Origin of the sequence: Thermotoga profunda AZM34c06 (assembly GCF_000828675.1) — a bacterium.
In the GTDB taxonomy this organism is placed as follows: domain Bacteria; phylum Thermotogota; class Thermotogae; order Thermotogales; family DSM-5069; genus Pseudothermotoga_B; species Pseudothermotoga_B profunda.
This window is the reverse complement of the sequence record NZ_AP014510.1, coordinates 201,311-220,202: the sequence shown is the minus strand read 5'-3', so window position 1 is coordinate 220,202 and position 18,892 is coordinate 201,311. Positions and strand designations below refer to the sequence as shown.

At 39.5% G+C, this 18,892-nt stretch carries 19 protein-coding genes; 9 read left to right on the top strand and 10 right to left on the bottom strand.

Translation table 11 applies throughout. The features are described 5' to 3' along the window. Positions 1-1,623 (top strand): DAK2 domain-containing protein, encoded by a 1,623-nt coding sequence (locus tag TSP02S_RS01025; protein WP_232503728.1) that lies wholly within the window; start codon positions 1-3, stop codon positions 1,621-1,623. 19 nt (positions 1,624-1,642) lie between these two features. On the opposite strand, the gene tdh is transcribed toward TSP02S_RS01025, so the two are convergent. After that, positions 1,643-2,680, bottom strand: a complete 1,038-nt coding sequence (gene tdh, locus TSP02S_RS01020) for an L-threonine 3-dehydrogenase (RefSeq protein ID WP_041081216.1) — start codon at positions 2,678-2,680, stop codon at positions 1,643-1,645. Between the two features lie 128 nt (positions 2,681-2,808). Between tdh and TSP02S_RS01015 the strand changes: the two genes are divergently transcribed. The 8 genes from TSP02S_RS01015 to TSP02S_RS10885 all read left to right on the top strand — a co-directional run bounded on the left by TSP02S_RS01015 (position 2,809) and on the right by TSP02S_RS10885 (position 11,100). Then, positions 2,809-4,050 (top strand): aminotransferase class I/II-fold pyridoxal phosphate-dependent enzyme, encoded by a 1,242-nt coding sequence (locus tag TSP02S_RS01015; protein ID WP_041081214.1) that lies wholly within the window; start codon positions 2,809-2,811, stop codon positions 4,048-4,050. A 78-nt stretch (positions 4,051-4,128) separates the two neighbouring features. Continuing rightward, positions 4,129-5,961 (top strand): ABC transporter substrate-binding protein, encoded by a 1,833-nt coding sequence (locus TSP02S_RS01010; RefSeq protein WP_041081212.1) that lies wholly within the window; start codon positions 4,129-4,131, stop codon positions 5,959-5,961. 72 nt (positions 5,962-6,033) lie between these two features. Further along, positions 6,034-7,185: an ABC transporter permease gene (locus TSP02S_RS01005; protein WP_041081210.1), complete on the top strand. Its 1,152-nt coding sequence runs from the start codon at positions 6,034-6,036 to the stop codon at positions 7,183-7,185. Positions 7,186-7,195: 10 nt separating this feature from the next. Next, positions 7,196-8,176 (top strand): ABC transporter permease, encoded by a 981-nt coding sequence (locus TSP02S_RS01000; protein ID WP_041081208.1) that lies wholly within the window; start codon positions 7,196-7,198, stop codon positions 8,174-8,176. Positions 8,177-8,180: 4 nt separating this feature from the next. After that, the gene (locus TSP02S_RS00995; protein ID WP_041081206.1) at positions 8,181-9,179 is read left to right on the top strand and encodes an ABC transporter ATP-binding protein; all 999 of its coding nucleotides are present in this window, start codon (positions 8,181-8,183) and stop codon (positions 9,177-9,179) included. Next, positions 9,169-10,338: an ABC transporter ATP-binding protein gene (locus TSP02S_RS00990; RefSeq protein ID WP_041081204.1), complete on the top strand. Its 1,170-nt coding sequence runs from the start codon at positions 9,169-9,171 to the stop codon at positions 10,336-10,338. The genes TSP02S_RS00995 and TSP02S_RS00990 overlap by 11 nt, the downstream gene beginning before the upstream one ends. After that, on the top strand, positions 10,313-10,744 hold the full coding sequence (locus TSP02S_RS00985) for a hypothetical protein (RefSeq protein ID WP_041081202.1): 432 nt from the start codon (positions 10,313-10,315) through the stop codon (positions 10,742-10,744). The genes TSP02S_RS00990 and TSP02S_RS00985 overlap by 26 nt, the downstream gene beginning before the upstream one ends. Continuing rightward, positions 10,741-11,100: a hypothetical protein gene (locus TSP02S_RS10885; protein WP_082025840.1), complete on the top strand. Its 360-nt coding sequence runs from the start codon at positions 10,741-10,743 to the stop codon at positions 11,098-11,100. Before TSP02S_RS00985 ends, TSP02S_RS10885 begins: the two co-directional genes overlap by 4 nt. Here the strand turns inward: TSP02S_RS10885 and TSP02S_RS00980 are convergent. From TSP02S_RS00980 to TSP02S_RS00940, 9 genes are read right to left on the bottom strand one after another with little or no spacing between them, the layout of a single operon-like run. Next, the gene (locus tag TSP02S_RS00980) at positions 11,035-11,646 is read right to left on the bottom strand and encodes a CPBP family intramembrane glutamic endopeptidase (protein ID WP_041081200.1); all 612 of its coding nucleotides are present in this window, start codon (positions 11,644-11,646) and stop codon (positions 11,035-11,037) included. The genes TSP02S_RS10885 and TSP02S_RS00980 overlap by 66 nt on opposite strands. Positions 11,647-11,657: 11 nt before the next feature. After that, on the bottom strand, positions 11,658-13,451 hold the full coding sequence (locus TSP02S_RS00975; RefSeq protein ID WP_041081199.1) for a TIGR03960 family B12-binding radical SAM protein: 1,794 nt from the start codon (positions 13,449-13,451) through the stop codon (positions 11,658-11,660). Further along, positions 13,448-15,106 (bottom strand): penicillin-binding transpeptidase domain-containing protein, encoded by a 1,659-nt coding sequence (locus tag TSP02S_RS00970; protein ID WP_052465246.1) that lies wholly within the window; start codon positions 15,104-15,106, stop codon positions 13,448-13,450. Before TSP02S_RS00970 ends, TSP02S_RS00975 begins: the two co-directional genes overlap by 4 nt. Further along, entirely contained in the window at positions 15,093-15,497 is a 405-nt protein-coding gene (locus TSP02S_RS00965) for a hypothetical protein (RefSeq protein WP_041081198.1), read from the bottom strand. The genes TSP02S_RS00970 and TSP02S_RS00965 overlap by 14 nt, the downstream gene beginning before the upstream one ends. A gap of 26 nt (positions 15,498-15,523) precedes the next feature. Next, entirely contained in the window at positions 15,524-16,501 is a 978-nt protein-coding gene (locus TSP02S_RS00960) for a 2-hydroxyacid dehydrogenase (RefSeq protein ID WP_171816292.1), read from the bottom strand. 7 nt (positions 16,502-16,508) lie between these two features. Next, positions 16,509-17,354 (bottom strand): GNAT family N-acetyltransferase, encoded by an 846-nt coding sequence (locus TSP02S_RS00955; RefSeq protein ID WP_041081195.1) that lies wholly within the window; start codon positions 17,352-17,354, stop codon positions 16,509-16,511. 15 nt (positions 17,355-17,369) lie between these two features. Beyond that, positions 17,370-17,780: a flagellar export chaperone FliS gene (gene fliS, locus TSP02S_RS00950; RefSeq protein WP_041081193.1), complete on the bottom strand. Its 411-nt coding sequence runs from the start codon at positions 17,778-17,780 to the stop codon at positions 17,370-17,372. After that, positions 17,777-18,358: a hypothetical protein gene (locus TSP02S_RS00945; protein ID WP_041081191.1), complete on the bottom strand. Its 582-nt coding sequence runs from the start codon at positions 18,356-18,358 to the stop codon at positions 17,777-17,779. The genes fliS and TSP02S_RS00945 overlap by 4 nt, the downstream gene beginning before the upstream one ends. A 1-nt stretch (position 18,359) precedes the next feature. Next, positions 18,360-18,890 carry an NUDIX domain-containing protein gene (locus TSP02S_RS00940; protein WP_041081189.1) on the bottom strand — a complete coding sequence of 177 codons (531 nt, stop codon included), beginning with the start codon at positions 18,888-18,890 and terminating at the stop codon, positions 18,360-18,362. Positions 18,891-18,892 lie beyond the last annotated feature (2 nt).

Sequence of the window (18,892 nt, the reverse complement as noted above, 5' to 3'; positions counted from 1 at the left end):
GTGCGGATCTTGGAAAAAGTGAATGGAAAATTCATGAAGCTTGCTTTTCAGAAAGCAACGGAGTATCTTGCGACTCACGTTGATGAACTCAATGCACTCAATGTTTTCCCCGTGCCTGACGGCGATACTGGTTCAAATATGCTCGCAACGATGAAAGAAGGATGTAAGTATCTTGATCAGTTAGACAAAGATAAGCATGAGCTATCAGCCGTAATGGAAGCCATAAGGAACGGAACGCTCATGGGTGCTCGTGGGAACTCCGGCGTAATACTATCTCAGATATTTCGTGGTTTTGCAATGTACTGCGAGAAGAAAAAGACACTCCAACCAAAAGATATATTGAAAATGTTTTCAACAGCAAGGAACATTGCCTACAAAGCTGTTATGAGACCAGTTGAAGGAACGATGTTGACAATTTTAAGAAGAATAGATGAAAGACTCGATGAAGTCGACCAAGTCGGGACTGTTTTAGAGGTTCTCGACTGGATCAATAAAGTAGCAGAGGAAACCGTGAAAGAAACCCCAAAGTTGCTGCCGGTACTGAAAGAAGCAGGAGTAGTCGATGCTGGTGCAAAAGGTTTGTACTACATATTACAGGGATTTCGCTCGGTAGCTATGGGTGAAGAGAAAGTTAATCTCGAAGTAGTGACCAGCGTGAATGGCGAAGTTTCTGTAGAACTTCCGATCGAGGAGCTCAAGTATCAATATTGCACAGAAGTGATGGTAAAAGGTGAGAATGATTTTCACGCCGAAAAAGTGGGAGAGCTCAGACTCTTTCTTGAAAATATAGGAGATTCAGCGGTTGTTGTCCACGATGGTGCAGTATTGAAGACTCACGTTCATACTAATAGCCCCGGTATTGTAATCGAGGAGATATTGAAATATGGAGAAATACTAAAGGTGAAAGTGGATAATATGAAATTACAGCATGAACACCTGGTCGAACAGATAGTTGAACAACCAAAAAGATATGGTTTTGTTGCTGTCTCGCCTGGTCATGGCATCTCGGAGGTTTTGAGAAATCTTGGAGTAGACCAGATAGTTCGTGGTGGACAGACAATGAATCCAAGTACGGCCGATCTCAAATTCGCTATAGACAGAGTAAAAGCCGAGATAATCTTTCTGTTTCCCAATAATCCTAATATAATACTCGCCGCGAAACAAGCCGCAGAAAATACGAAAGACAAGCAAGTGATAATAATACCAACCCAAACCGTTCAAGAGTGTATTTCGGCTATGATGAGTTTTGATCCAAACGAAGAACCAGATAAATTACAAGAGAAGTTTGTCCAAGCAGCAAATTATATTATCTCACTGTGTATCACACGTGCAGTGAGAGACGCAAAACACAATGGAACTAAGATAAAGAAAGGTGAATACATGGTGATGCGAGGTAAAAAACTCGTATCACATGGACAATCTCTCAAACAGGCAATGATCAGAGCCTTAACGGCACTCGATTTACGTGGAAGAGAAATAGTAACAATTTTTACTGGCCAAGATGCCATTGATACTGAAATAGACATGATTAAAGAAGCCCTGGAGAAGGCAGTTGATCAGGTACAAATTGATATTCACGAAGGCGGTCAGCCACACTATCCTTACCTTTTGATGATCGAATAAGGGGCAAGTGCCCCTTATTCTAATCAGAAAGTTCCATGACAACCTTTCCGCATTCACCTTTCATCATTAAATCAAAACCTTTTTGCCAATCTTCGAAATGAATGATGTGTGTTACCACCTTGGAGAGATCGACTTTTCCACTACTGAGCAATTGATCTGCTATTCTCCAAGTCTCAAAAATCTTTCGCCCTGTTATTCCATAGATCTTAATTCCCTTGAAGGTTATGAGTTCATCTATTGCAAGTTGTACTTTTTCTCCAAAAACACCCAAAATAGAAGCTGTTCCACCACGCGTGAGTGATTTTAAACCCTGTTCAAGAGCATTCATATTACCAGACATTTCCAAGAAAATATCAACACCATCGCCATTGGTGATATCCATTATCTTTTTGTATAAATCTTCTTGGGTTGGATCTATTATGACATCGGCGCCATTATTTTTTGCAAGGTTTTTTCTGTATGGTTTGATTTCTGAAGCTATCACCAATGAAGCACCAGCTGCTTTTGCAACTTGAATTGCCATTGCTCCAATTGGTCCTATGCCTGTTATCAAGACAGTTTTACCTGTTAGATTCTCCACTAAGGCTGTGTGAACTGCGTTTCCGAATGGTTCCATCACTGAAGCAAAGTCAGGTGATATCTTTGATGATACCTTCCAGAGAATCGTTTGAGGTACTTTGACATATTCAGCGAAGGCTCCATCGATGTCGACACCCAGTATCTTCATATCTCTGCATATGTGCATTCTGTTGGTCTTACATTGATAACATTGCTGGCATGGGATATGTGTCTCTGCGGCAACAAAATCTCCCACTTGTACTGTTTCGACGGCTTCACCTATCTGTTCGACTATTCCTGCAAATTCATGACCTATTATCATGGGTGGTTTGATATGACTCTTTGCCCAATCGTCCCATTTGTAAATGTGAACATCTGAACCACATATTGAAGCACGCTTTACTCTTACCAGTACTTCTGTTGGTTTGAGGTTAGTTGGTTTTGGTACATCTTGCATTGTCAAACCCGCCGCCATGTGTGTCTTTAAAATTGCTTTCATCTTGATCCCTCCCCATTTCCAAATAGAGCTTACATCAAAGACCATCAAATTCAAAATCCACGTTCCAATTTTTCTCTACACAGATAAAAGTTGTAAAATACAAATGCAGTGAAAAGGGAGGTGTAAAAATGCCTTTGAACAGAACAATAAAAACACTCGAGGAAGAATTACTACAATTAAAAAATGAAGGTCGCGCAAAAGGAAAGGAATTTATCGTAACAGATGTCAAGAAACCAGAAGGTGAGAAGGGACCGAGATTTTTCTTGAAAGGCTATGGAAACAAAGAATTCATAAGAATGAATTCCAACTCTTATCTTGGAATGTCGTTGAGAGAAGAGATAATAAAAGTTGAAGAAGAAGCAGCCAGGAAATATGGTGTAGGACCCGGTGCAGTGAGATTCATAAGTGGTACCTATCTACCCCATAGAGAGCTTGAAAAACAACTTGCACGATTTCATTCAAGAGAAGATGCAATGATCTACAGCGCAGCTTATGTTACGGTCATAGGTGTGATTTCTTCACTTACAACTCCTGAAACAGTTATCATAAGTGATGAATTAAATCACAACTGCATTATAAATGCCGTGAGATTATCAAGACCGAAAGACAAGCTTGTATATAAACACTTAGATACGAATGACCTTGAGCAAAAAATAAAAGACAGTATTGGAAAAGCAAAGAGAATTTTGGTTATCACCGATGGTGTTTTCAGTATGCGAGGAGATTATGCCCCTCTTGGTAAAATAGTCGATATTGCAAACAAATACGATGAATATTTTGAAGAAAACATAATCACCATTGCTGACGATTCTCATGGTGTGGGAGCTTTTGGGGAAACAGGTAGGGGAACCGAAGAAGTAGTTGGCGCACAGGTTGATCTTCTGATTGGAACACTTGGAAAGGCATTTGGTGTAAATGGTGGATATGTGGTTTCAGATCAAATTGTAATCACGTATTTAAGAGAAAAGGCTATCACATATATCTATTCAAACCCAATCACACCGGCCGAGGCTGCATGTGCCCTTAAAGTTTTACAAATTCTCGACAGTGATGAAGGTAGGGAAAAATTGAGATATTTGAGGCAATTGACAAAAAAATTCAGAGAAGGATTATTGAGACTTGGATATGAAACAATTGTTAGCGAACATCCAATTGTCCCACTACTCGTTAGAGACACAAATAGAACATCTGATATAGTTAAGTATCTGATAGAAAATGGTGTTCTCGCTACTGGTTTGAATTTTCCTATTGTTCCAAAGGGCGATGAAACAATAAGATTCCAGATAAATGCAGACCATACAAACTATGACATCGATTTTGTTTTGAAGATACTCGAAAATTATAAAAGAACAAGGTGGGATAAGTTTTGATAGATCGATGTGTTTGACTCGTTGTGTAACAAATTGTATAATGAACATAGACTAAACCTTCGAAGGGAGGTAGAGGGAATGAAAAAAGTATTCTTAGTGTTAATGCTTGTTCTTGCGGCTTTCGTCTTCGCACAGACTGTTAATTGGGCTTTCTTGCAGGAACCTATTTCATTGAACATCTGGGATTATCTTGGACCAAATGCGACTGTATGGACTGGCTATGTGATGGGACCAAGAATCGCTGGATTGTATACTTACTCAGATGTGAGATTTGACTGGATTCCAAATCTTGCCGCAGATCTTCCCAATCTCGAACAACAAGGTGACCAGTGGGTCTATACTATTAAACTCAGAACAGATGTCACATGGTCAGATGGTACGAAGTTTTCCGCTGATGACGTAGTTTGGACCATGAACACTGTCAGAAAACTCATTGTTGACTATGGTTTGGGTGGGAACTGGGCTGGTTATATTGATCCCGACTATTTCATCAAGGCAGAAAAAGTCGATGATTTCACAGTAAAACTTTATTTCACACATGCAAGTCTTGCAAAGGCAAACTTTGGTGCAATGATGATGCCAATTCTCCAAAAGAAATACTGGGAACCAAAAACCGAAGAGGCACTCAAAACAGCAAACCCATTGCAAACGATGTACAACTATGATGTTTCTGATGAACCAATCCTTGGTGCATTCTTGCTGAAAAAATGGGAAAAGGGAGCCTTCATAGAGGTCACCGCTCGTAAGGATTATTCCGATACTGGCAGCGTACTGACACTCTACAAAAATGGTGCAGTATCCATAAAGAATCCAAAAACAGGTTTTGCCTGGTCTGGTTACGGAGAACCAACTGGCGAAAAAGAATATGAATTTGTCACAGGTCCATATATTGATAGCATAATCTACAGAATGTATCTAAACAGATCAGCAGCTATAACAGCTTTGATCAACGGTGATGTCAGCTTTATCTTCAACTCACTTGGCTTACAAAAAGGCGAGGCAGATCAGCTTGCAAAGGTTGCGAATATCAAGTTGATCACTAACTCTGTGAACGGTTTCAGGTACATGTGCTTTAACATGAGAAGATTTCCAATGAATATCAAGGAATTCAGACAAGCCATAGCTGCATTGGTTGATCGCGAATTTCTCACATCAAGAGTCCTCGGTGGCCAGGCATTCCCACAGTATGGTGTGGTTCCAAACGGAAATGTCTTTTGGTATAACCCCAATGTTGAGAAACTTTCACCAGGCTATGGCATGAGCTCGGGAGATAGAAGGAAACTCGCCATCGATCTTTTGAAAAAGGCAGGTTTCAAGTGGGTTGTCGAACCAAAGATCGAGGGTAACAACGTAGTCAGACAAGGTAGAGGTTTGATCGGTCCCAATGGTCAAAGAATTGAACAGATAGAACTTCTTGCCCCAGGTGCTGGTTATGATCCTATGAGGGCAACTATAGCACTTTATGTTGAAAGATGGGCGAATGAAATTGGTATACCTATAAAGGCCAATTTGGTCGACTTCAACTTGATCGTTCAGAGAGTCTTTGACGAACCATTCAACTTTGATATTTACATGCTCGGCTGGAGCCTTGGATATTATCCAGATCATGTTGCAGACTTCTTCCACAGCAAACGCGCCGGTGTTGGTGACTTCAATGCTGCCGGATACAACAATCCAGAGTTTGACAAACTCGCCGATGAATTTCTCGCAGCATCTGATATTGAAAAAGCAAGAGAACTGTCCTTCAAACTCCAAGAAATTCTTGCACAAGATCTTCCTTACTTAGTCATCTTTGACACACCAACTACTGAGGCCTACAGAACAGATCAAATCATCTTCCCGTACGAAAAAACCCTGTCTGGTTTGCAGTATGTCAATGGAACACCGACACTTGTTAAAGCAGCAAAATAGCATAACGAAGATTTTCAATTCCACCGCCCCATTTGGGGCGGTTGGATTTTGTGACCCGAGAGGAGGTAAAAGGTGCTTAAATTTCTGAGCAAGAGAGTTGTTCAAATTGTCATACTTTTGTTCATCTACGTGACAATTGTTTTTTGGTTGATGGAAGCCCTTCCAGGAAGTTTTCTTGACAAATACCTCATGAATCCAAAGATCACCCCAGAAATAAGAGAAAACTTGAAGCGTCAATTCGGTTTTGACAAACCTGTTTTCACTAGATATTTGTACTACATGAAAAATTTCTTGGTCTTGGATCTCGGCGTTTCATTTTCGTATTTTCCGAGGAAAGTTACATCAATAATCTTTGAGAGACTCCCAAGAACAGTTTTTCTATTTGTGACATCTACTTTAGTTTCGTATGCATTTGGCTACACTCTGGGTAAAAGATCTGCATGGAAAAGGGGCAAGGTAGTCGATCAATTGACGACTTTTACCGGTATAGTATTTTGGACGATTTTCTTACCATTACTTGCCATATTCAACATCTGGTTGTTTGGAGTTATTCTGGGAATACTTCCACTGAACCAGTTCATAGAACCAAATCTTTGGAGAAATGTTTCCTTTTCAGCACAAGATCTTTTTCTAAAGCTTCTGCTTAACGCATTCATCCTCTTAGTTGTTTTTTTGACAGCTACGATCATTTCACGAAAACTCAAAACAATAGCCGCCAAAAGAGCCTTATTTTACACTTCTTTGATTGCTACGATCGTTATCTCAATCTCGATTTGGATTCTCTCAGGTAGAGGAGTCTATGCCTGGGATATTATAAAACACATGGTTCTGCCGGTTTTCACATTAACACTTTACTCTTTTGCTGGTAGCATGCTTGTGATGCGCGACACAATGCTTGATGTCATAAGGGAAGATTATATAACCACTGCGAAGGCAAAAGGCTTACCAGACAAAGTGGTGAGAGATAAACACGCTGCGAGAAATGCCTTATTACCACTTGTGACCAATTTTGTGATAAGTCTTGGTTTCACGATAAGTGGGGGTATAATAACTGAAACCATGTTTTCATGGCCAGGTCTTGGTAGGGCTTATTTAGAAGCACTCAGCCAGCAGGACACGCCTTTGTTGATCGGTCTTCTTGTTTTCACGGGTGTCTTTGTTCTGGTAGCCCACCTTATTGCCGATATACTCTATGCCTTTTTGGATCCAAGAATAAGATATTGAGGTGAGCAAAATGGTTGAAGCAGTTATAAAAGAACCGTTGTGGAAAATTAGACTCAAACTCTGGTTGAGGTCCTTTAAAACAGGATGGGAATTGTTCAGAGAGAGAAGGTTAGCTGTTTTTGGACTCAGTGTCATAATATTTTTCGCAATCTTTGGTCTGATATACCCTCTTTATCCAACTATAATGAAAGCCGTCTTTTGGAAAGACGACCCATTTGGATATCAGACATTCGCGCCATACGATCCGATAGTGGGTTTTGATCCCGATATAATCAGTCATCCATCGCCACCATCTTTGAGACATCCGCTTGGTACAGACCCTCTTGGAAGGGATATTCTTTCCATGATTATGTACAGTACACCTCGAGAGTTTATTCTCGGTATTACTGCTGCCTTGATAACAGTAATCATAGGTACAATCATCGGTGCAAGTTGCGCTTATTACGGTGGAGTGATAGATACATTTTTCATGAGACTCGCCGACATAGTTATGCTTTTTCCAAGTCTGGCATTGTTGATGGTTCTGAGTGCTTTCATAGATTTAACGCTTTTTAGGCTTGCACTCATCATAGGTATGCTCTCTGGATTTGGTTCGATCACACTGGTATTAAAGGCTCAAGCTTTGACCATAAAAGTTAGGCCATTCATCGAAGCTGCAAAATCCGCAGGTGCAAGCGATGCTTATATAATTTTCAGACACATCATTCCGAATATACTTCCACTATCGTTTTTATATATGATGCTCAATGTGACAGGCGCAATCTTCACCGAGGCCACGCTTTCGTTCCTTGGACTTGCAAATATAAGAATGAGTTGGGGCGTAATCATTCAAATGGCTGAATCATCGGGTTATTTGATGGGAGCAAGTATAGGAACCTATTGGTGGTTGTGGCTTCCAGCAGGAGCTTGCATAACCCTGTTGTGTTCTGCTTTTTATTTTCTCGGCAGAGGACTCGAAGAGATCGTGAACCCAAGGCTAAGAAAGAGGTGATGAAATGCTACTCTCTGTCAAAGACCTGAGAATGCACTATAAGACAAAAATGGGATATGTGAAAGCCGTTGATGGGATAAATTTCGACCTTGATTCTGGTGAGAGTTTAGGAATAGTCGGTGAATCTGGATGTGGTAAAACCTCTATCTCAATGACGATTTTAAGACTCTTGCCCGATAACGCGGAATTTAAAACTGGAAGTGTTCTTTTTGACATGGGGAATAACCCAGTTGATCTTGTCAAATTGGATGAATCAGAGATGAGAAAGTATAGATGGCGTGGTATATCGATGATCTTTCAAGCTGCTATGAATTCACTCAATCCGGTTTACAAGGTGGGAGATCAGATAATTGAGGCAATACAAAATCATTATCCTGAAGTTCCTGTGGATAAAGCTCGTGAAAAAGTTGCTGAACTTTTTGAATTAGTTGGACTTGATCCATCAAGAATGGATCAGTATCCACATCAATACAGTGGTGGTATGAAACAAAGAGCAGTTATTGCGATGGCCTTGGCGTGTGACCCAAAGGTTATCATCGCCGACGAACCGACAACAGCACTCGATGTCATTGTTCAGGACAGAATATTAAAAGAAATAAGAAAGATTCAAAAGAAATTGAATATGGCAATGATATATATCTCTCATGATATAGCAGTAATAGCAGAAGTCAGTGATAAGATAGCAGTCATGTATGCGGGAAAATTCGCAGAACTCGCAGATTCAGTAACGATCTTCAAAAGGCCTATGCATCCTTATACTTATGGTTTGATGCATGCCTTCCCGAGCACCGTTGGAGAAAAAACAGAACTCGTTACAATTCCGGGAGAGCCCCCAAATTTACTCAATCCTCCAAAGGGTTGTCGATTTGCTCCAAGGTGTCCCAAAGCAGATGAATTATGTTTGAATGAAGAACCAGAATACCATGAAATCGAAAAAGGACATTTTGTGGCGTGTCATCATCCTGTCAAACCAAAAGAGGTGGTGCATTTTTATGAACAATGATACCGTATTAAAGATAGAAAATCTCAGAAAACTTTTCCCAGCTGAAAGACGTATTTTCGGAAAAACCAAGTACTTTGTCCATGCCGTGGATGACATATCAATTGAAATAAAAAGGAAAGAGTCACTCGCTTTGGTTGGAGAATCTGGCTGTGGAAAGACAACAACGGGTAAGGTTCTTGTAGGGCTCGAAGAGCCAACGGATGGAAGAATAATCGTTGAGCAAGAAGATGTGACGCCATTGCTATACGAAAACGAGTCTTCAGCAAGACATTATGTGGAAAAAAATTATGTTGAAAGATTTTCAAAGATGAGCGATGAACAACTAAAACAGCTAAGTGGTGTAGATGGTATATACGCCGAGAGATTTCTTAAACTCTCAAAAGATGAGACAAAATTCGTATCAGAATTCCTTGAAGATCGCAGAGTGAGAGTCTGGCAACTTCGTAAACGTGTCCAGATGATTTTCCAAGATCCATACGAATCACTCAATCCAAGAATGACTATCTTTGACATAGTCTCTGAACCTTTGAACATTCATGAAATAGGCAACTTGAAAGAGCGCGAAGATAGAGTTGCACAGATGCTTTCAGATGTTGGTTTAACACCACCTGAAACTTTCATGTTCAGATTTCCACATGAATTGTCGGGTGGGCAAAGACAAAGAGTGGCAATAGCAAGGGCGTTGATTCTCAATCCATCTTTTGTGGTGGCAGATGAACCTACATCAATGCTTGATGTGTCAATAAGGACTGGTGTGATGAAATTGATGATGAGACTTGCAGATGAACACCAAATGAGCTATCTGTATATAACACACGATCTTGCTGTTGCAAGGTATATGAGCAATAACATAGCAGTTATGTACTTGGGAAAAATAGTTGAAACCGGTCCAACTGAAGAGGTATTGCACAATCCACTTCATCCCTACACTAAAGCTTTACTGACGGCGGTACCCATTCCTGATCCAGAGCAAAAAAGAGGAGAACCAAACATAAAAGGCAGTGTTCCAAAGCCAATAAATCCGCCAAAGCGCTGCAGATTTTTCGACAGATGCCCTTACGCTGTTGAGTATTGTGAGAAAAACGATCATCCCAATCTGGTAGAGGTTTTGCAAGGCCATAAGGTGGCCTGCTATGTTGTCAGTGGCGAAGCAAAATAGAAAGATAAATCTGGTGTTGTCTTTGTGTATAATCCTGGCAGTGTTGAATTACACTGCCGGGGTGGTTGTTTACCGCAATTACATTCAAAAACTCTCAAGTACATCGGTAACCTGTCAGATTCTCTTGGAGAATAATTCTCTTTTAGGAGAAGTAAATATAAGACCTCCCGAGGATTTGACCATTTATCCTGTGGATTATCAGATTTATTTTTACGATGAAAGGGGTAATACATTACAGCTCATTGCAGACTCTTTGAATGGACAACTTCGTAAAACTTTTGATGTAGCGGCGAGGGAAAAACTTTTATCCATGCAATGGCATGTGGTGGGATATTCAAACGTGAAAATCAAATGGCTATGGCTTTCGATGAGTCTGGCGTTACCAATAGAGGTGAGACTCAAATGAGAAAGATCTTTTTGTTCATCGTCTTGATGAGTTTCATCTACCATGCCGTTGTTTTCGAACTAATTCTTGGGAAGTTCTCACCATTACCATCATACTTACTCTGGATAATTGTTGCTGTAATTTCTTGGATCGTTGGTGCATCCGTGGAATCTTTCTCCAAGATTTTGTTTATCATAATAGGTTCTTTCATCATAGGTGGGGTTATCAGTTATTTTCTCATGAGTTATTACATTCGAGAAAGTGTGGTTAGTTTGGTTCAGATGATTACTTTAAAAATGATATCGGTTTCTCTACTCACCATCTTTGTGCTCAGTAGTATCTGCGCCTTTCTTGGTTATATGTTCAGATCTCGTTAACACAAGAAGACTCACTGAGTTGTTTATAACATGACAGAGCGTGGCACAAAAGAGGCTCTGTGTACTTAAAACAGAATGAGCAAATATGTAACCAACGGCAAATCTATAAATAAAATTGAAGATCGAGAATTTTTCCATTCTGTTGAGTACGTTTGCTAAGTGAATAGAAGAAAAAATCAGTGCATTTAGAAAAGCACTTGGTAGTAGATACAGTATTGCACCTCTGAAGATAATCTCTTCTGAAATCGGAAGCAAGATTCCGATAAAAACGATGTCAAAAGGTGATATCTTTTTGTAAAATTTGATCTGTTCTGCCCCAAGAAAACCACCTAAGAAGATCATTATCCCAAAAATTACGAGAAAAGATAGAAATCCCTTGAACTGAACCTCGAACGTATAAGGTATTTTTAAAAATATGAAAAGGACAATTGAATATAAAACCTGGCAAAGAGCAATAAATGGTATTCTATTCTTTTTGATCACTTTAGAGAAATTCTGCAACATTACCATTCCAAGCAAAACCAGTGAGATGAGAAAAAATGCCAAAGTTCAGCCTCCTATTTTTTTGAACTATTTTCCAGCAGATTCCTCAAAATTGAATTACACACACCACAACTGTGACATTTATCCCACCGACAATCTAAAGTTGTGATAGCCTGCAAAGCCTTTTGATATTCATTCACCAAAAAATTCTTATTCACTCCGACATCGATATGATCCCAAGGAAGACTTTCATCTACATCTCTTTCCTTGAGATAAGAATTCAAATCGATTTGTGATTTTTCGATGGCATTCTTCCATAAATTGAAGTCGAAGATATTCTCCCAATCATCAAACAATGAGCCATTGTTGAAGGCTCTCAGAACAACCTCGAAGATATCTCGATCGCCTCTGGAGAGTAGGCCTTCTATTAAACTCATGTGCGGATTGTGAAAATTGATATTTGCAACGTCTTTAGCTTGTAAGATAATCTTTTGTGCATGATTCAGATAATCAATTGATTTTTGTTCGGCAAATTGAAATGGAGTGTGTGGCTTTGGTATAAAGTTTGCCACAGAGAGTGTGATCTTCTTGAATCCGATTTTGCGGGCGATCTTTGCCATCCGTACAATTCCAAGAAGGTCTTCATCGGTTTCTGTAGGTAAACCGATCATGAAATAGAGTTTTATTCTGTTCCACCCAGCTTTTTTCGCTGCTTCAAGAGTATTGACATAATCTTCTTCGGAGATGTTTTTGTTTATTACATTTCTGAGTCTTTGAGTACCTGCCTCGGGTGCGAATGTCAACCCCGTCCTTCTTATTGTACTCACAGCTTCAGCAATGGACAAGCCAAACTTGTCAAGGCGCGTCGAAGGTATGGAGAGTGACACAGCAAGATTTTCGATTTTTTCTCCAAGGTCCTTCAAAATACTATTTATCGCGCTGTGATCGACAGTAGACAAAGACAAAAGTGCAAGTTCTTCATATCCAGTACACAGAAGAGATGATATCGATTCGTTGATTATATTCTCACTGTATTTCTCCCGAACGGGTCTGTATATAATTCCAGCCTGACAAAACCTACATCCTCTGGTGCAGCCACGCATCACTTCTACTACAACTCTGTCGTGAATGAGCTGGCTGTTTGGAATTACTCTCAAGTCGGGTAATCTCACGCTGTTTATATCCCTTGATATTCTTCGATTTATTTTCGCAGGTAACCAATCAAAAATGGGTTTAGGTGGCACAGTTGGTTGATAAAACATTGGTACGTAAACTCCTTCTATTTGAGAAAGTGCTTTGAGCCTTTGTTCTCTTTTCATTCCTTTTGTTTGCATCAAACTATGTGCTATATCTAAAACTACTTCTTCACCGTCTCCTATTACAAACGCATCGAAGACTTTTGCCAAAACTTCGGGATTTGTCGTACAAGGTCCTCCAGCAATGACTATTGGATCCTTATCTGTGCGTTGGTCGGAATGGATTGGTAATCCGGCAAGGTCAAGTACACACAGTGCATTTGTATAGGAAAGCTCATATTGAAGAGAGATACCTACCAAATCAAGGTCTCTTAAGGGAGTTTTTGACTCTAAGGTGAAGAGCTCGATATCTCTTTTCTTCATCAATTCTATCATGTCTTTCCAAGGTAAAAAAACCCTCTCAGCCCATACTTGTGGTAAATTATTCAGTACATGGTAGATGATCATTAAACCGAGATTTGACATTCCAACTTCGTAAAGATCTGGGAAGACTAATCCCACTCTGAGTCTTACTTTTGATGGATCTTTTATTATTTGATTGAATTCTCCACCAATGTACCTTGAAGGTTTTTCCACTTTATCGAGGTTTTCACTCAAAAAACGCAAAATCATTTTCGTGTCTCCTCTAAGAGATATTCAAAAATCTTCCTTGCCATAGGAGCGGCAGCCTCTCCTCCACCACCTGCATTTTCGAGCATAACTAAGACGATAAACTGTGGAGAATTGACTGGTGAGAATGCAGCAAACCAAGAATGTGATCTTTCACTTTTCTTGCCTGTTTCGGCGGTACCGGTTTTACCCGCAACATCAATACGAAAACCTTTAAAAGCCTGATAAGCAGTTCCTTCATCGGCTGGATTGCCATTTGATTTCACCACTTCTCTCAAAGAATCTTTTAGAAAACTGAGTGTACTTTGTTTCAGTGAGATTTTATAGAGAATATTTTTCTCATATTCGAGAACCCTCTTACCTTGTTGATTCTTGATATGGTCTAAAAGATGAGGGCGGTAACAAGTGGCATCATTTGCTATGGCGTTGAAGAAGCTCAGAACTTCGATCGGGGTGAGATTGATAAAACTCTGTCCTATTCCACATAGTATAGTATCACCTGGATACCATGGTTCTTTATAGATATTGTATTTCCAATTTGGATCAGGATACAGTCCCTTACGTTCACCTGGTAAATCTATGCCAGTCAATTGATCGATCATGAAAAAATTTGCATATTGCTTCATCTTCTCAATACCAAGCTCTAAGGACAGATTATAGAAAAACACGTTGCACGAAACCTTAATGGCTTTTTTTAAATCGGTCACGCCATGACCAGGTACATACCAATCTCGATACAACCCCAAAGATCGTCCGGAACTTCCAATGTACTCGTAGTATCCCTTACAGTCAATGGTTCTCTTGAGATCTGGATCATTTTCAAGATAAGCAATAGCGTAGAGTGGCTTTAAAATAGATCCTGGGGGATAAGTTGCGCTGATAGCTCTGTTTAAAAGGGGGCTCTTGGGATCATTTGAGATCTCCGCCCACTGTTTTTGGTCAATATTGAGAAACATATTCGGGTCGAAACTCGGGTAAGAGGCCATCGCAAGAATTGAACCATCTTTTGCCGATTGAACAATGATGGTACCGGCATGATTTGAATTACTCAAAAGTTTTTGAGCATACTCTTGAATTTTTGAGTCTATTGTCAGTACAATATCATTTCCAGCAATTGGTATTGCTTGCAAGAATCGTCCAATAATTCCGCCTGATACAGACATACTTACCAATTCATAACCATCCTGACCCTTCAAGTATGAATCGTACTGTTTTTCTATACCTGAAATCCCATATCTGTCAACACCAATATAACCTACGACATGTGGTGCTAAACCATTATAACGTCTAATGTATTTTCTAAAAACAAGCACACCTGTTCTTTCAAGCTTTACTGCTTCAGCCTCGGTGACTTGTACATCTTCACCAAGTAGCAACTTTAATTTCTTTTCCTGTCCCAGTATTTCACCAACTTTTTGGACATCCATAGAACCAGTGGATTTTGCCATGAGAATTTCTTCATCCCACGCGAGTACTGTACCATCTCGTGTTAGTATTCTACCCCGCGGAGCATCGATCTTTCTCACATACACTTTTAATGATTCTATATATTCAAGGTGAGACTTGTGTTGAATAACTTGAAGTACAAATGCCCTGATTAACAGAATACAGAAAGGAATAGTCAGCATGAGATAAATTGTCAGTTTAAGCCTTTTCAAGTTTGATCCTCCAAATTAAAAGAGACAGAGTCATCAAAATTAAGGACATAATCCAGAAAGAACCTTCAACGATTAGAAGCACAGAGACGGTTACATTATAGAGTAAAAAAGGAAAGAAAGGTCTTAGAAAATATTCTCTTACCATGACAAAAATGATATAGGCTGCAAAAATCAGCAAATGCAAAAAACTAATACTGTGGAAGCACAAAGCCGAGTGAATTGTCAAAATAACCATAACTCTCAGGACACTTGTGATTCCCGAGAATTTGAGATATTCAATGGCAAGATAAGGTATGAGTAGAGTAAACAAATCAAAGTATGCACCATCAAGAGCCAAAACTACAATTCCAAAAATATATATTTCAAGTTTTTTCCAAATGACATTGCTCACTTAATTCACCTGCTTAAAATTATATTTCAGTATTCTTGCTCAGGATCGACAAGGTTGATTATTTCACCAGTTCTTAAGAACGTCTCCAATATAATGAATGTTTCATTCATAAGGCCATCGCTTCCCTGCTCTGTATAACCTCCAACATGAGGCGAGAGGACAACATTTCTAAGGGTGTTAAAGGGATATCGGCTGGGTAACAAGGCTTCATCGTTGTTCTTCGGATACAGATACCACGTGTCTATAGCCGCACCTGCGATGATTTTATTTTTGAGAGATTCAAAGAGTGCTTTTTCATCTATTATATCTCCTCTGGATACATTTATCAGATATTTCCCTTTCATCATGTGAAGTCTCTTGGCATCAAACAAATTCTTGGTTTCTTTGGTTAGAGGAAGGGTTATGAAGATCACATCGCTCATTTGAATCGCCCAGTCCAAGTCCGAAGTTATCTTTGAATGTTCTTTTGGAGCAGATTTTTTAACACCTATGATTTGGCAGCCAAAAGGTTGCAATAATTTAGAAAGTTCCTCACCAATATGTCCCATTCCCACTATGCATACTGTTCTGTTTCTCAATGAATGCCAATGATCTTCTTCGGGAGATCCAACTGAATATCCATGCCAAAGGCCATATCGTAGGTCTTGATCAAATTCGACAACTCTTCCAAGAAGCGCTAATGCCAAGGCAAGCGCTCTCTCGGCAACAATAGGAGCATTGGCATGGCAGTTGCTGACCATTATCTTCTTTTTTCTTATCGATTCCCAATCGAGTGCATTCACTCCGGCCATTGGCACGATTATCAATTTGAGATTTGAAGATTCTATTTCTTCTTTGGAGAGTCTTGCTGTGATGACAACATCGGCATCTTTTATGAGCATACGGGGTGAAGGATTTGAAAAATAACCTTCAAAACGAACTGTGTGATAACGATTTCTCAATTCTTCTATTTTAGATAGCCATTTATCGTTAGTTTTGTTCAAAAATAGCACCAACAATTTCACCAACTCCTCAATAAAGATGTAAGACCATCTCAAGTTGTGTCAAGATTTTTTCAAATCCAATTTCCATAGCAGCATTATACAATGGATCGTCCTCGGGGACATTTGCAATTGTGCATACATTTTTGTTCTCAACATCACACACATAATTGACAGCTTCATTGAGAAGTGGGGTGTATGATTCTTTATTCTTCGTAGGTGAACAATCAACAATGAATGCATTTTTCTGAGTCGAACCCCAGACGACATAACCCTGATCCTTTAACAAATTGGTCCTTGCCATCTTGTACCTACTGCTTGCCAGTAAAAGAGTTGCTGGCTCACGTTGCCAATTTGGATGTCTTGAAAGGTTGATCATCGCTTCTACAGAAGATTGATGGACCCATCTTGGATCAGCTTTGAAAAAAGTGATTTTCTTGACTGGTGTGGGGTTTTCTTTCACCAAGGAGAAGAGTTTTCTGGTGATCCTAAAACCGTTTTTTTCATAAAATCGAATTGCCCTTGCTTCACTTTCAAGAACCTCGAGTACGACAGTTTCAGCCTTTTTCCATCTGAGTGCTTCAAGGGCATGTTCCAGTATTCTATACGCAAGGCCGGTTCCCCTCTCTTCTTTTATAACCCCCATTGAATCAATCCTTCCTCTGTTTTTTCTCAGACAACATACTATAAATCCCACGGGCCTGTCATTTTTGAGAAACACGAAAGAATCAGAGAAGGAGATAGAGTTCTCCCGAGCATCAAGGTTGAAACTCAATGTATCCCAATCAACAGGTACTGGATAGTCGCTGAAGACTTCATTCACAAGATCGAGAAATCGTACAACAGGAAACTCCGCCAACAATTTGACGGACTCCATTTGATCACCACCTTATCAAATAGAGATATTCAGATGGTTATCTTTATCCTGTTTTGGAACACTCCCAGCAGATTTCATTGCCGTTCTCCAAGCATCTAACAATTCTTCAAAATAGCCCAGAACTTCATCTATTTTTTTCATATCTTTTTTCACTGTGGCTTCTATCAAAGTTCTGTACATATAACTATACAGTGATCTCAATCCCTTGGCAATCTCTCCCCCTTTTTCGATGTCAAGTGAGATGTTCAATTCAGTTACTATGTCTTGAACTCTTTTGATCTTTTCATTTGTAGTGATAAAATCGTTTTTGTTCAAAGCTTCCTTAGCATCCTTGAGAAGTTCTATGGCCTTTTCATACATCATTTCGATCAGTTTTGCGGGGCTGGCGGTTTTTACTGCATTTTCTATGTAGTAATCTTTCATCATTGTGAATGCACCTCCCTGATTTTTGAGAGTGCAAGTTCAAAGAAATCTTGGTAAGATTTCAGAACAATTGGAAGATCGTTTTCAACAGAATTCGCTATCTCTGAAATATCTTGACCCTCTAAAGTGCTAAGGAATTTCCTAAGTCTGACGATTATGCTCGATGTCTCTATATGGGGTAGTTCTATTATCCTGTAAATATTCTGCCTTAAACTGTCAAGGGCTGATATACTTTCTGAAAGACTTTCTATGTCTTTGAAAGATTTTGCCTGACCAGTTCTCAATGATTCTGCAACACTTGGCAATAACCCTATTGCAGTTTTTATATAGTCAATGATACCTGGTAGGATTTCACTCAAGTATTCAATGGGTGTAGTGAATTCCATGATAATTTCTGCATTCTCTTCGAGTAGAGAGTCTCTCAACTCAGAGACCTTTTGTGTTGGAACTTGGATTTTATTGATTGTCAAAGATTTGAGTACTTTATCTTTTGGACATATCTGGTCGTATAATTTACCAAAGGTTATAAAGTCCTTTGCTTGAAAACTCATTCTCTTTCCATTTAGTATCACTGTAATCATTTTAAATCACTCCCTTTTCTCTTGCCAGAAAGACCAAAGATAGGGTCTTCGCATCGACAATTTCTCCGTTCAAGCACTTGTTTAAAACGTCCTGTGGTTGTAATATTTCTACCTTCAATAGTTCGTCTTGATCAAGATTTTGTTCGGTTTTTATTAGATTTTCTGCCACGTACAAATAAATCTTTTCGTTGGAAAAACCAGGTGTCGTGAAAATGTATCCTATGTATTCGATTTTCTGGGCTTTGTATCCCGTCTCTTCCTCAAGCTCTCTCAAGGCACATTCCTCTGGCGATTCATTTTCATCGAGTTTGCCAGCAGGTACCTCAAGAAGCTCTGTACCAACAGGATATCTAAATTGTTTTACCAAAACGATACTTCGATCTGCCAGAATGGGTAAGACTGCGACGGCACCCGGATGAAAAACTACTTCTCGTGTCGATTTACACCCATTTTGTAAAAGAACCTGATCAACCTTGACCGTTAAAATCCTACCTTTGAAAATTTGTTGACTCTCTAATACCTTTTCGGACAAAG

What these genes read in the sequence shown, in the direction of transcription:
- fliS (WP_041081193.1), bottom strand. Translation starts at nt 17,780, where the DNA reads ATGATGAAAGATTACTACATAGAAAATGCAGTAAAAACCGCCAGCCCC.
- TSP02S_RS00985 (WP_041081202.1), top strand. Translation starts at nt 10,313, where the DNA reads ATGTTGTCAGTGGCGAAGCAAAATAGAAAGATAAATCTGGTGTTGTCT.
- TSP02S_RS01015 (WP_041081214.1), top strand. Translation starts at nt 2,809, where the DNA reads ATGCCTTTGAACAGAACAATAAAAACACTCGAGGAAGAATTACTACAA.
- TSP02S_RS00955 (WP_041081195.1), bottom strand. Translation starts at nt 17,354, where the DNA reads ATGGAGTCCGTCAAATTGTTGGCGGAGTTTCCTGTTGTACGATTTCTC.
- TSP02S_RS00995 (WP_041081206.1), top strand. Translation starts at nt 8,181, where the DNA reads ATGCTACTCTCTGTCAAAGACCTGAGAATGCACTATAAGACAAAAATG.
- tdh (WP_041081216.1), bottom strand. Translation starts at nt 2,680, where the DNA reads ATGAAAGCAATTTTAAAGACACACATGGCGGCGGGTTTGACAATGCAA.
- TSP02S_RS00945 (WP_041081191.1), bottom strand. Translation starts at nt 18,358, where the DNA reads ATGATTACAGTGATACTAAATGGAAAGAGAATGAGTTTTCAAGCAAAG.
- TSP02S_RS01000 (WP_041081208.1), top strand. Translation starts at nt 7,196, where the DNA reads ATGGTTGAAGCAGTTATAAAAGAACCGTTGTGGAAAATTAGACTCAAA.
- TSP02S_RS10885 (WP_082025840.1), top strand. Translation starts at nt 10,741, where the DNA reads ATGAGAAAGATCTTTTTGTTCATCGTCTTGATGAGTTTCATCTACCAT.
- TSP02S_RS01010 (WP_041081212.1), top strand. Translation starts at nt 4,129, where the DNA reads ATGAAAAAAGTATTCTTAGTGTTAATGCTTGTTCTTGCGGCTTTCGTC.
- TSP02S_RS00975 (WP_041081199.1), bottom strand. Translation starts at nt 13,451, where the DNA reads ATGATTTTGCGTTTTTTGAGTGAAAACCTCGATAAAGTGGAAAAACCT.
- TSP02S_RS00990 (WP_041081204.1), top strand. Translation starts at nt 9,169, where the DNA reads ATGAACAATGATACCGTATTAAAGATAGAAAATCTCAGAAAACTTTTC.